We start from the raw sequence: 12,511 nt of genomic DNA, 5'->3' as shown, positions 1-12,511 counted from the left end.
GGGTCGCGATTCCGGCAGTGCGGGCGGCAGATAGGCGGCAGCTCCCAGCCCGGAATCCCTGCCCCTGCTGCGGGCCGAGACCTGTGCCCCAGCCCGGTGCCCGTGCCCGTGGACGACGACGGGGCCGGCACGATCGGGAGGTTTCCCCGTCGTGCCGGCCCCGTCCCCGGTGCTCGTGCGCTACGCCTCCGACAAGCGGGGCGCCCGTCGGTCCCCGCACACCGCCTCCACCGCGGCCGCGAGGGTGAGCGCCTCGAACGTGTCGCGCGGCCCGAACACCGACATGCCGAACGGCAGGTGGTCGAGCAAGCCCGTCGGCACCGTCACGTTCGGCATGCCCGCCATCGCCGGGATCGTGGAGGTGTTGCGGGTCAGCGGGTCGCCCTCGGGCGAGAGCCGCCACGCCGGTTCGCTCGTCGGCGCGACGATGCCGGCCAGCGCGTGGTCCGCCAGCACCGCGGCGATGGCGTCACGCGCCCACCACCGCGCCTGCGCCCGTTTCGCGGACGCCCCGGCGAGCTGCTCCTCGGTGACCTCGGCGGCCCGCTCCAGCACGTCCTGGCCGAACAGGCTCAGCTCGACGGCGTCCTTCCGGTTGCCCTCCACCAGCTCGGCCAGCGAGGTCACCGGCCCGCCGCGCGCGGCCAGGTAGCCGTCCAGGCCGATCCGGAACTCCGCGAGCAGCGCGTCCATCCCGGCGATGAGCGGCGGCGCGTCCCAGGGCAGTTCGACCGGCACCACGACGACGCCCGCCGCGCGCAACCTCTCCGCCACGCGCGCCACTCCGGTCAGCACCGCGTCGTTCATCCGCCGCCCGTGCCACAGGCCGATCCGCAGGCCGCGCGCCGGGATGGGGCGCACCGCCGGACCGCCGGTCAACGCCGCCAGGCACGTGGCCGCGTCGACGACGCTCGGCGCGAGCACCCCCGCGGTGTCCTGCACCCGGGACACCGGCACGATCCCGCGCCCCGGCAGCAGCCCGAGGGCCGGTTTCACGCCGACGACCCCGTTGAGCGCGGCGGGCACGACGATCGACCCGTCGGTCTCCGTGCCGAGCGCGAGCGGGACCATGCCCGTCGCGACCGCCACCGCCGAGCCCGACGACGACCCTCCGGGGCTGTGGTCGAGGGCGTGCGGGTTGCGGGTCTGCCCGCCGACCGCCGACCAGCCCTCGACCCCGCCGGTGGAGCGGAAGTTGCCCCACTCCGACAGGTTCGTCTTGCCCACCACCACGGCGCCGGCGCGACGCAGGCGGATCACCACGTCGGCGTCCGCGCTCGGCGGCGTGCCGGCCAGCAGCCGCGACCCGGCGGTGCTCGCCAGGCCCGCCGTGTCGATGTTGTCCTTCACCAGCACCGGCACGCCCTCCAACGGGCGGGCCCGGCCGGCGGCGATCCGCGAGTCGCTCTCCGCGGCCTGCGCGCGGGCCGTCGGGTCGAGCGCCAGGACCGCCCGCACGAGCGGGTCGACGTCCGAGATCCGGTCGAGGCACGCCGACAGCAGGCCGTCCGCGGTCAGCTCGCGGCCCGTCAGGCGGGCGCGCAGGTCGGTCAGCGACGGCCACTCCGCCGCGGTCGTCTCAGTCAAGGCGGGCTCCCCTCAGGACGGGCGAGGACGCGTACACGCACACCGCCACGACGGCCGACAGCGCGTGCAGCGCCATCGTCGTGGGCAGGCCGAACAGGTCGATGGAGGCGCCGATGACGGCGTTGCCCAGCAGGGGCGCGCCGAACACGACCAGCGCCATGATCGACATGACCCGGCCGCGCACCGGCGCGGGCGTGCGGCGCTGGACCAGCGAGGTCAGCACGACCCCGGACAGCGCGGTGACCAGGCCGAGCACGCCGTAGCCGCCGAGCAGCGCCGGCAGGGTGCCCAGCACGCCCAACGCGCCCAGCACCACGGCCTGCGCGCACACGCCCAGCACCAGCACCGGCCCGGCGCGGCGGCCCACCGGGCGCACCAGGGTGAGCAGGAAGGCCAGCGTCGCGCCGACCGTGAACGCGGTGAGCAGCAAGCCCGCGCCCGCCACGCCCGCGCCGATCGAGTGGGCCAGCAGCACGAGCCCGATGTTCACCGGACCCGCCGCGGCCAGCTCCACCAAGCCGACCACCAGCACGAGGGTCCGCAGCGCCGGGTCGCCGGCGACGTGCCGCAGCCCTTCGGCGACCCGCGTGCGCACGGCTACGCGGTCGTGCCGGGTGACGGCGCCGTCCGGTCGGCTGCGGGCCACGGCCGCCGCGGACACCAGGAAGCCGGCGGCGTTCGCCGCCGCCACCGCCGCCACCCCGCCCAGACCCAGCAGCGCCGCGCCGACCGGCCCACCCGCGGCCTGCCCGGTGCGCAGCCCGATGAGGTAGAGCGCGTTGCCGCGCACCAGGTGCTCTTCCGGGAGCAGCAACGGCCGCAGCGCGCCCGACGCCGGGACGAAGAACGCGCCGAGCACGGTCAGGACCGCGGCCACGACGGCCAGCAGGGCGGCGGTCGGCTCGACCGCCAGCACCAGACCGGCGGCCACCACCATCACCGCGCAGCGCGCCAGGTCGGCCCACACCATCACCCGCACCGGCCCGTACCGGTCGGCGGCCACCCCGCCACCGAGCAGCGCGACCACGCGCGGCACGCCGGCCAGCGCGATCAGCAGTCCGGCGGTGGTCGCGCTGGAGACGCCGACGAGGGTCGTGGTGAGCGCCAGCACCCACGCCGCGTCGCCGAGCGAGGACAACCCGGTGGCGGACACGAAGGCCAGGTAGGCAGCCGAGAGCGGGCCGCGTCGGGTCCGCGCGGGAGCGGTCACCACGCCACCGCCGCGGCCGTGCGCCCCGCGTGGTCGGCCGGGTGGACGAGGCCGGTGGTCGGCGGCCCGCCGCGCCGGGCAGGGCCGCTGGGGGTCACCGGGTCACCGTCCCGGCTGGGGTGCGGGCCGGGACGGTCCAGCCCGTCGGCGACCACAGGTCGTCCGGCGTCAGCGCGCCGGCCCGGTACTTGCCCAGTGCGCTGATCAGCAGCCGCAGCTCCAGCGCCAGGCATTCCACCAGGCGGGTGAGCCCGGCCTCCGGGTCCTCGTCCACCGCGATCAACGCCGCCCGGCCCAGCCCCACCGCCCGCGCGCCGGCGGCCAGGCACTTCGCCGCCCGCAACCCCTCCCACACCCGCCCCGACGCCAGCAGGCATCCCGTCGGCCCGGCGATGCGCCGCAAGCACTCGGCCAACGGCAGCCCGACGCCCGCCAGGAACGACGTGGGCGCCCACCCGCTGCCGCCCTCCGCGCCGTCCACCGTCACCGCGTCCGCGCCCGCCTCCCACGCCACCGCCGCCGCGACCGCCACGTCACGTCCGGGTGGCAGCTTCACCCACACCCGGGCACGCGGGAAGTTGTTGCGCATCAACCGGATCTGCTGGCGCAGGATCTCCTCGGTGAACGTGCCGGGGCTCGCGCACCGCAGCACCCGACCCGACTCCGCGCCGAACACGGGCTCCACCGCGAACTGCTCCGACAACCGGTCGCCGTCCGCCGAGCTCACCACGGTCAGCCCGCCCAGCCCGGGTTTCGCGCCCTGTCCCACCTTCAGCTCGAACCCGAGCCGGCCGGAGTCCAGCAGCGGCCGCGCCGACGGGTCGCTGTAGACCAGGTTCCACACCTCGGCGTCCGCGTCCTCCGTGCTCTGCTGCACGACCACGCCGCCCACCCCGTCCGGCACGGCCTCCGCGTACGCCGAGATCCGCCCCAGCAGGGAGCGCCCGCCGCCACCGGCGAGCCGCCCGTACCCGTTGACGGGCACGACGTTCTCGCCGATCACCATCGGCACGCCCAGCGCGCCGGCCTGCGCACCGGCCGCCCGCCCCAGGTCCGCGCTCGCCACCTGGGTCGACCCGAACGCCGACAGGTACACCGGCAGCGGCGAGGTGAAGCCGCCGACCTCCGCGCCCAGGTCCACGTCGCCGTGCAGCGGCTCCCGGGCCAGGTCGATCAGCTTCTCCAACCGCTCGGGCACGAACACCGGCGGCACGAGCCGCGCCGCGTCCAGCTCGTCACCCGGAGGCCCGCCCGACGAGCCCGCGTCGGGCGCGCCGAACAGCGCCCGCCCGTAGTCCTCCAACGCCGGGAACGCCGCGCCCGCGCCGACCCGGGCCCGTTCCCGCACGGCCGCCTCGGGGAACGTCCCCGCCCGCAACCCGCTCACGGCGACACCACCCCGGGGACCTTCGGGTACGCGCTGGCCTGCCACACCGACTCCAGGCCCGCGATGTACCGGGTCAGCCGCTCCAGGCCGATGCCGAAGCCCGCGCTGCCGGGGATGCCCTCGCGCACCATCTTCAGGTACCAGCCGTACTTGGCGGGGTTCTCGCCGGTCTCCCGCATCCGCGCGATGATCGTGCCGTACTCGTGCTCGCGCTCGCTGCCGCTGCACAGCTCCCCGTACCCCTCCGGCGCGAGCAGGTCGAAGTTCAGCAGCCGTCCCGCCCGCGCCGGGTTCTCCTTGTCGTAGAACCCGCGCGAGCCCTTCGGGTAGTCGGTGAGGAAGAACGGCCTGCTGGACTTCGCCGACAGCACCGCCTCGCCCACCCAGTCGATCTCGGCGTCGGGGTTCTGGTCGTGCCCGAGGCCGTGCAGGTCGGCGACGGCGGCGGTGTGCGTGCGCCGTTCGAACGGCGTGCCCGACAGCAGGTCGGCGAACGCGTCGGGGTCGCGGCCGAGGACCTCCAGCTCCCCGGCCGACCGCTCCACGACGCGCCGCACGACGTGCGCGACCACCCCCTCGGCCACCGCCATCGCGTCGTCGCGGGACGCGCCGGCGATCTCCACGTCGATCTGGTGGAACTCGGCCAGGTGCCGGCTCGTCGAGCTGGTCTCCAACGGTTCCAGCCGCACGTTCGGCGCGATGCAGAAGATCCGGTCGAACGCCGTCAGCGACGCCTGCTTGTACAGGATCGCGCTGGTCATCAGCTTGTACCGGTGGCCGTAGTAGTCGACGTCGACCTGCTTCGCGCCGCGCGCGCCCGGGTCGGTGACCGGGCCGATGATCGGCGGCAGCAGCTCGGTGAAGCCCGCGCCGCCCAGGTGCTCCCTGGCCGCGTCCAGCACGGTGTGCTGCAACCGCAGGACCGCGCGGGTCACGGGTGAGGACAGGTGCTCGCGCGGGCTCCCGGGCAACGGGGTCGCCGGGCGCGGGGTCGCCGCGTCGGCGGCGCTCGTGGTGTCCATGTCGCTCTCGCTCCTTCGGTGGGTGGGGCAGGCGGTGCGGCCGGGCACGGTGATCAGCCGGAGCCGATCGGGTGTGCGCCGACCCGGTCCAGGGCCAGGTCGTCGAACGTCCGCTCGACGTGCGACAGCGAACGCAGCAGCTCGGTCGAGGTGATCTCGGCGGTCACCCCGGTCTCCACGACCCCGGTCAGCGGCAGCGAGCCGGTGCGCGACCAGCGCAGCCGCCCGGTCCGGTCGACCACGGCCCTGGTGCGCCCGGCGTTGTCCGGGTGCAGGCAGTACGGCACGTCGAGGTAGCCGCGCTCGACCGCGCGGACCAGCGCGACGCCGAGGTCCGGCGCCAGGTCCAGCACCGCCTCCACGATCGCGCGGGCCTCGGCGAGGACGCCGCTGTCGTCGAGCGCGACGGTGCCGGCCGGTCCGCCGCGCGGGGTCCGGGCCGCCGCGCGGCTCGCGGTGCGCAGCGCCGCCACGTTCTCCTCGACGGTCGGGATGCGGTGCGCCTCGGCCGTGGTCTTGACGATCAGGCGTTCCGCGCCGGTGCGCACGGCCAGCTCGGCGGCCTGTTCGAGCAACGCCGACGCGCCGCGCCGGGTGCGGGGGAAGACGCCCATGTAGGTGTAGAGCACGACGTGCCAGTCCACATCGGACAGGTGCTCGGCGGCGAGGGCGCGCAGCGCCAGCACCGCCTCGGCGTCCTGCCCCGGGTGGGTCTGCTGGGCGTAGCTCAACGACACGCTGTCCAGGCCGTGCTGGCGGAAGAACAGGCCCTCCAGCACGCTGATCGCCACCAGCAGCCCCGGCGGGCACAGCTGGCCCATCATGCAGCCGCCGAACGACTCCAGGTGCGGTCGGCCGCCCCGGTCCCGCAGCCCGGCCAGCAGCAGGCACGACTCGGCCCACGCGCGCACCGCCTCGGCCACCGGCACCCGGCTGTAGGGCAGGCAGTACGACAGGGGACCGCCCTCGGTGGCGTGCAGCCCGGCGTCGAGCAGCGCCACCACGATGTCCTGCGGTCGGGCCGAACCGTGCCGCACCTGTACCGGGAACCCGTCGCCGGCCAGGCCGCGCAGCACGTCCCGCGTGGTCGACGGCGGGTAGGCGACGATCGGGTAGCCGTTGAGGGCGTCGCCCGCGGCGAGCGCGGCGCGCACCGCGCCGTGGTCGCCGACCCGCGTGTAGCTGTCGAGCGTGATCGTGCCGACCGCCCGCACCCCGGCCGCGCGCACCGCCGCCAGCCCGGCGCGCATGCCCGCCGGGTCGCCGATGCCCATGCGCGGCTGGACGACCAGCTCGCCCGACGCGGCGGCCCGTGCCACGAACTCGCCGAACGAGCTCATGACCGCACTCCCACCGGCAACCGGTCGAGGAACGCCCGGAAGGCGGCGATGCTCCCGGCGTCCTCGAACACCGCGTCGTACCCGGCCGCGGTGAGGGTGGCTGCGCGGTCCCGGCCGCCCGGGCCGTCGATGCCGAGCTTGCCGCCGACGACCACGGGCGTCGCGCTCAGGCCGGGTTCGGCGCGCAGCTTGGCGATCACCCGCTTCGCCTCGTGGAAGCCGTGCCCGTTCACGCTGCTCACCACGACGAGGTCGGGTGAGCGGCGGGCGCACTCGGACACGAGCAGGTCGTCCGGGACGCACGCGCCGAGGTTCACCACGCGGTGGCCCAGTTCCTCGAGCACGAGCTGGAGGAACACGAGGTTCCAGGTGTGGGCGTCGGACGCGAGGCTCGTCACCACGATGTCGAGTCCGGCGTCGTTCTCCACCAGGTCCATGGCACTCCCTCGGTCGCAGGTTGGTCGTCGAGCCGACGCTAGGAGTCGCGTGACGCGTCGAGCGGCAGCCCGACCGGCAGCCGGGAGGCAGTTAGGGCGCGGGCCAGGGCCAGCACGCGGAACCGGTCGTCGCCCACCGGTCGCACCAGGCCGAGCAGCAGCAGGCGCCGGACGAGCCGCGCGCACGCCACCGGCGGGACGTCGGCCAACCGGGCGGCGTCGACCACCGACCAGTCGCCCGCCAGCGCCGCGATCACCGCGCCGTCCACGTCGGACAGCGCGTGGTCGAGGGAGTCGCGCAGCTCGGGCAGCCGGTCGGCGACCACGTCCAGCGGGTCGGCGCGCACGAGGTCGAGCAGCTCCTCCGGCCGGTGCACCACCAGCCACGACGCCGCCGCCTCCAGCGCGCCGGGCAGGCCGTCGAGCCGTTCGGCGACCTCGACCAGCGCCGGGTCGGTCTCGTCCGGCAGGCCCGCGAGCCGGTGCAGCAGGCGCGCGGCGTGCCCGGGGGTCAGCGGGGGGAGCGCGACGACGCGTTCACCGGGGATCGGGCGGGACCCGCGCGTCGTGCGCAGCAGCCGCAGCCGCCGGCAGTGGTGCACCAGCGCGAGCGCCCGGTCCGGGTCGGGCCACGCGGGGTCGTGCCCGTCGAGCACGAGCACCGCCTCCCGGTCGCCGATGAGGGTGGCCAGCGCCTCCCAGCCCTCGCCGTCCTCCGCCACGGCCAACGCCGAGTGAACCAGCAGCCGCAGCCGCGCCGCACCACCGCCGGGAGCCGGCGCGGTGGCCGCGTCCCACAGCACGCGGGCCGTGCCGGACCCGTGCAGCCGTCCCGCGACCTCCACGACCAGGCGCGTCTTGCCGACGCCGGGCAGCCCGGTGACCGCGACCAGCCGTGAGCCGCCCTCGCCGAGCAGCGCGAGCAGTGACGCGACCTCGGCGTCCCGGCCGACGAGCACGTCCAGCGCGGCGGGCGGCGGCACGGCCGCGAGGTCCGGCGCGAGGTCGATCTCCACGCCGCCGCGCGCCCTCATGGCCGCCGCCTCGAACGTGGTCAGCTCGCGTCCGCTGAGCCGCAACCCGTCGGCGATGAGCCGCACGGTGTCGCGGCGCGGCCGGCTCGCTCGTCCGGCCTCCAGGTCGCGGATCGCGCGGACGCTGACGGTGGACAGGTCGGCCAGTTGCCGCTGGGTGGCTCCGCGCTTCATCCGGTGTTTTTTGAGCAGTTCGCCGAATTGCCCGTACATGAAATTCCCGTCCATGCCTGCTCCGGTGGCGATGAGGTCGTGCCGCTGCGAGGGGCGGTGTGCCGGTGTACCCGCTTCGACCTGCGAAGAGAGCACTTCCGGCGGTTCTCCTCCCAGCATCGTCACGCCGGTATCGCGCCGTTATCGCGGCAGTGCCCGTGCCGCGAAACCGGGATTTCGCGGGGCGTTCGTCGCGTGATAATTCGGCAATGCCCCGCATTCCTAATGTCGGTTCCAGCAGCACGGCCCGGAACACGACCTCCAGGAAAAAGGGAGCAGGACAATGCGCATCGACCGCATCCTCGCCGCCACCGCAGTCACCGCCGCGATCCTCTTGGCCCCGGTGGTCGCCGCCACCGCCGCCCACGCCGCCACCACCCCGGCCGCCACCACCGCGACCGCCACCGACGACACGCCTTGGGGCCCCACCGGTGACGACACGCCCTGGGGGCCGACCACCGAGGACACGCCCTGGGGGCCGACGTCCGACGACACCCCCTGGGGCCCCACCGGTGACGACACGCCCTGGGGCCCGACGGGCGACGACACCCCGTGGGGTCCGACGGGTGACGACACGCCCTGGGGCCCGACGGGCGACGACACGCCCTGGGGTCCGACCGCGAGCTGACCTCAGCCGGTCCTGATCCGCTCCAGGACCTGTTGCGCGCGAAGCCTCGCCGCGCCCATGTTCCGCTCCGCGAACGTCGAGATCGCCCGGCCCAGCAGGCTCACCGCCGCGGCCCGGTCACCCCGCTCGGCCAGCACCACCGCCAGCTCGGCCCGCGTCTCCGCGGCGCCACCGTGGTCCATGGCCCGCTCCCGCACCTCCAGCGCCTCCCGCAACAGGCCCTCCGCGGCCTCCGGGTCCGCCAGCGCCAGCTTCACCACCGCCAGCTTGTGCAGCACCCGCGCCTCGCCGACGGTGTCACCGGACGCGCGCACCGCCGCCAGCAGCTCGGTCAACGCCTCCTCCGCCTCCCAGTGCCGCCCCTGCCGGACCATCAGGTCGCTCAACCGGTACCGGACCTGCACCTCCACCCGCTGGTTGCCGAACCGGCGGCAGATGTCCAGCGCCTCGTACAGCCGGTCGGCCGCCTGCTCCTGCTCGCCGTGCTCCAGGTCGATCTGCGCGACCTGCGTCAGCACCCACGCCTGCCCGACCGGGTCGCCCGAGGCCCGGAACCCCTCCAACGCGGCCAGGTACAGCGGCGCGGCGTTCTCCAGCTCGCCGAGCCGGTGGTGCGCCAGCGCCAGGTTGCGCCGCGCCAGCGCCACCCCGCGGTCGTCACCCAGCGACTCGAACGTGCGCAACGCCGGCTCCACCAGCTCGCGCGCCGCCCGGGCCCGCGACCAGGACAGCTGCAACGACGCCAGCGAGCACGACAGCGCCGCTTCGCCCCGGGTGTTGCCGGCGCGGCGGACGGCGGCCAGCGCCTGCTGGTGCGTGCGGTCCCAGTCGGCGAAGTAGCACCGCGCCTCGAACAACGTCACCAGGGTCACCGCCAGGTCCCACGACGCCTCGTGCAACCCCTCCTCGGCGCTCACCTCGACCGCCGAGCACAGGTTCGGGTGCTCGGTCTCCAGCCACAGCAACGGGTCGGCGAGCAACCGGTCCACATGGGACCGCGCGGGCAGCCAGCGCGGCGCGTCACCGTGCAGCGAGGTGAAGTCGCCGCCGTAGACGCGCGTGTGCGCCTCGCCCGCCAACGCCAACCAGCCGCCGACGACCCGGCGCAACGCCACCAACCGGGCCTCGTCGCCCTCGTTGAGCTCCAGCTGCTCCCGCGCGAACAGGCGGATCAGGTCGTGGAACTTGTACCGCGGGCTGCCGGTCGCGTCGACCGCCACGACCTCCAGCATCTGCGCGTCGACCAAGCCCTCCAGCAGGTCCGCGGCCTCGAACACGTCCACGTCCAGCAGCGCCGCCGCGACCCACGTGGGGAAGCTCAGCCCGTCGAGCGAGCCGAGCAGCCGCAACAACCGGCGCGCGTCGACCCGGAGGCCGTCGTAGGTGAGGGCGAGGCTGGCGCGCACCATCATCTCGCCGTGCGCCAGCTCGTCGAGCCGCCGGCGCTCGTCGGACAGCCGTTCCAGCATCCACGCCAGCGACCAGCCGGGCCGTGCGGCCAGCCGGGCGGCGACGATGCGCAGCGCCAACGGCAGCGAGCCGACCAGCCGGACCAGCGCCGTCGCGGCGGCCGGTTCCGCGTCCACCCGGTCGCGGCCGATGACCGTGGCGAGCATGTCCAGCGCCTCGTCGTGCCCGAGCACGTCGATCTCCAGCACGCGCACGCCCGGCAGGCCGGTGAGCCGCGTCCGGCTCGTCACGATCACCGAGCACGAGCTGCTGCCCGGTAACAGGGTCCGCACCTGGCGCTCGGTCGCCGCGTCGTCCAGCACGACCAGCATCCGCTTGCGCGCCACCAGCTGCCGGTACATCTCGGCGCGCTCGTCCTCGGCGTCGGGGATGGACGTGCCGGGGATGCCCATCGCGCGCAGGAACCGGCCGAGCACGTCGGCGGCGCTGGTCGGGTGCTCGCGGGTGCCGCCCAGGTCGCAGTAGAGCTGCCCGTCGGGGAAGTGGTCCTCCACCAGCAGGTGCGCGACGTGCACGGCGACCGCGCTCTTGCCGATGCCGGGTTTGCCGACCAGCGCCACCACGCGCGTCGCCCGACCGCCCTGCGCCAGCAGCTCCCGGGCCTGCGCGACCAGCTCGGCCCGGCCGGTGAACTCGCCGATGTCGGCGGGCAGCTGGAGCGGGACGACGGTCGCCGCCGGGGGAGGCGACGACGACCGCGCGGGCGGCTGCTGCTGCGGTTGGCCGGGGTCGGGGCGCACCGCCAGCGACGGGTCTCCCGCGAGGATCGCCGTCTCCAGCCGGCGCAGGTCCTCGCCGGGCTCCAGGCCGAGCTCGTCGACCAGCAGCTCCCGCGTCGTGCGGTAGGCCTCCAACGCCTCGGCCTGCCGCCCCGAGCGGTACAGCGCGAGCATCAGCTGACCGCGCAGCCGTTCCCGCAGCGGGTACTGCGCGACCAGGGCGCTGATCTCGCCGACGAGCTGGCGGTGGCGCCCCGCGTTCAGCTCGAGGTCGAACGTCGTCTCCAGCACCGCGAGCCGGTCCTCGTCCAGCTTCGCGGCCTTCGCCCGCAGCCTGCTGCCCGCCGTGCCGCCCAACGCCGGTCCGCGCCACAGCGCCAAGGCCTGGCGCAGCAGCGCCAGCCCGGCCTTGGGATCGCCCGACCGCACCAGCGACTCGCCCTCGGCGGTCAGCGCCGCGAACACCTGCACGTCCAGCTCGCCGTCCGCGACGCGCAGCAGGTAGCCGGGCGGGCGGGTGACGATCGCCTCACCGCGTCCGATCGACGCGAGGTTGGCCCGCAGCGCGGACACGCAGATCTGGATCTGCCGGCGCGCGGTGGCGGGCGGCGCCTCGTCCCACACGGCGTCGATGAGGTGGTCGATGCCGACGACCCGGTTGGCGTCGAGCAGCAACGCGCCGAGCACCATCTGCTGCCGTCCGGGTGGCACCCGGCTGACCCGGTCGGGTCCGGCCGCCACGTGCAGCGGTCCCAGGATCCGGTACACCGGGATGGGCGGCGACCCGACTGCTCCCAATTCCACGGGCTGCTCCCACTTGCATCGACCCCCGAACTGAAGATAACCGGTGGTCACCGTGGTCGCACACAGCCGGAAGCCGGGTTCGTGCCGGTCATTCGGCGCACGCCGATCGGCGTGCCGCGCCCCTCAGCGGGGAGCCGCGAAGAAGAACGACTTCTGCGACCGCAGCAGCCCGTGCTCCGTGAGCGTGAACAGGTCGACGAACTCCACCTCCCGCCCGGCGCCGGTCACCCGCCCGACCACGACCACCCGCCCCGGCGCGGCGATCACCTCCTCGACCACGTGCCGCCCACCGTCGACGGCGCGTTCTGCCTGGTAGGACTCGATTCCCGCCCTCCCGCGCACCACTCCTGCCACCGGCGAGCACAGCTCCGCCTCGTCGTCGAACAACGACCCGTACCCGTCCATGTCCCGCCGGTCGAGGTACTCGTAGCTGAGCCGGACGTGCTCGACCCCCACGGTCGTGACCACGTCGCCGACCCGCCCGACCACGTGCCGCCCGTTCGCCGACATGTCGCTGTCCCTCCGTAGACGTCCCTGCGCCGCCACCATCTCCCACGGTGATCAAAGATCGTTATCGCTGCGGTATCACGAACCCCCGTGCCTGGTCCGCGCCCCGCCGGGCGAAGCGCGGGTCTCCCGGGGTGGTTCGCGCCGGGGTGG

At 75.1% G+C, this 12,511-nt stretch carries 10 protein-coding genes; 1 reads left to right on the top strand and 9 read right to left on the bottom strand.

Features of this window, described 5'->3' with window-relative positions; all coding sequences use genetic code 11:
• Positions 1-180: 180 nt before the first annotated feature.
• The 7 genes from EDD40_RS06120 to EDD40_RS06090 form a co-directional block, all read right to left on the bottom strand.
• A complete protein-coding gene (locus EDD40_RS06120) occupies positions 181-1,587 on the bottom strand; it encodes an amidase family protein (RefSeq protein WP_123742019.1) in 1,407 nt (468 codons plus the stop codon).
• Positions 1,580-2,797 (bottom strand): MFS transporter, encoded by a 1,218-nt coding sequence (locus EDD40_RS06115; RefSeq protein ID WP_170184971.1) that lies wholly within the window; start codon positions 2,795-2,797, stop codon positions 1,580-1,582. Before EDD40_RS06115 ends, EDD40_RS06120 begins: the two co-directional genes overlap by 8 nt.
• 94 nt (positions 2,798-2,891) lie before the next feature.
• Positions 2,892-4,184 (bottom strand): glutamate synthase-related protein, encoded by a 1,293-nt coding sequence (locus EDD40_RS06110; protein ID WP_123742017.1) that lies wholly within the window; start codon positions 4,182-4,184, stop codon positions 2,892-2,894.
• Positions 4,181-5,206, bottom strand: a complete 1,026-nt coding sequence (locus EDD40_RS06105) for an asparagine synthetase A (protein ID WP_123742016.1) — start codon at positions 5,204-5,206, stop codon at positions 4,181-4,183. Before EDD40_RS06105 ends, EDD40_RS06110 begins: the two co-directional genes overlap by 4 nt.
• A gap of 53 nt (positions 5,207-5,259) precedes the next feature.
• A complete protein-coding gene (locus tag EDD40_RS06100; RefSeq protein WP_123742015.1) occupies positions 5,260-6,546 on the bottom strand; it encodes a methylaspartate mutase in 1,287 nt (428 codons plus the stop codon).
• Entirely contained in the window at positions 6,543-6,983 is a 441-nt protein-coding gene (locus tag EDD40_RS06095) for a cobalamin B12-binding domain-containing protein (RefSeq protein ID WP_123742014.1), read from the bottom strand. Before EDD40_RS06095 ends, EDD40_RS06100 begins: the two co-directional genes overlap by 4 nt.
• Positions 6,984-7,021: 38 nt before the next feature.
• Positions 7,022-8,245, bottom strand: a complete 1,224-nt coding sequence (locus tag EDD40_RS06090) for a helix-turn-helix domain-containing protein (protein WP_246037451.1) — start codon at positions 8,243-8,245, stop codon at positions 7,022-7,024.
• 268 nt (positions 8,246-8,513) lie between these two features.
• On the opposite strand from EDD40_RS06090, the gene EDD40_RS06085 reads away from it, so the two are divergent.
• On the top strand, positions 8,514-8,858 hold the full coding sequence (locus tag EDD40_RS06085; protein WP_123742012.1) for a hypothetical protein: 345 nt from the start codon (positions 8,514-8,516) through the stop codon (positions 8,856-8,858).
• Between the two features lie 2 nt (positions 8,859-8,860).
• On the opposite strand, the gene EDD40_RS06080 is transcribed toward EDD40_RS06085, so the two are convergent.
• The gene (locus tag EDD40_RS06080) at positions 8,861-11,851 is read right to left on the bottom strand and encodes an AfsR/SARP family transcriptional regulator (protein WP_246037450.1); all 2,991 of its coding nucleotides are present in this window, start codon (positions 11,849-11,851) and stop codon (positions 8,861-8,863) included.
• 123 nt (positions 11,852-11,974) lie between these two features.
• Positions 11,975-12,361 carry a nuclear transport factor 2 family protein gene (locus tag EDD40_RS06075; protein ID WP_170184970.1) on the bottom strand — a complete coding sequence of 129 codons (387 nt, stop codon included), beginning with the start codon at positions 12,359-12,361 and terminating at the stop codon, positions 11,975-11,977.
• Positions 12,362-12,511: the final 150 nt, after the last annotated feature.

The organism is Saccharothrix texasensis, from assembly GCF_003752005.1.
In the GTDB taxonomy this organism is placed as follows: domain Bacteria; phylum Actinomycetota; class Actinomycetes; order Mycobacteriales; family Pseudonocardiaceae; genus Actinosynnema; species Actinosynnema texasense.
This window is presented reverse-complemented; position numbering and strand designations above follow the sequence as displayed.

What these genes read in the sequence shown, in the direction of transcription:
- EDD40_RS06105 (WP_123742016.1), bottom strand. Translation starts at nt 5,206, where the DNA reads ATGGACACCACGAGCGCCGCCGACGCGGCGACCCCGCGCCCGGCGACC.
- EDD40_RS06100 (WP_123742015.1), bottom strand. Translation starts at nt 6,546, where the DNA reads ATGAGCTCGTTCGGCGAGTTCGTGGCACGGGCCGCCGCGTCGGGCGAG.
- EDD40_RS06095 (WP_123742014.1), bottom strand. Translation starts at nt 6,983, where the DNA reads ATGGACCTGGTGGAGAACGACGCCGGACTCGACATCGTGGTGACGAGC.
- EDD40_RS06090 (WP_246037451.1), bottom strand. Translation starts at nt 8,245, where the DNA reads ATGGACGGGAATTTCATGTACGGGCAATTCGGCGAACTGCTCAAAAAA.
- EDD40_RS06085 (WP_123742012.1), top strand. Translation starts at nt 8,514, where the DNA reads ATGCGCATCGACCGCATCCTCGCCGCCACCGCAGTCACCGCCGCGATC.
- EDD40_RS06075 (WP_170184970.1), bottom strand. Translation starts at nt 12,361, where the DNA reads ATGTCGGCGAACGGGCGGCACGTGGTCGGGCGGGTCGGCGACGTGGTC.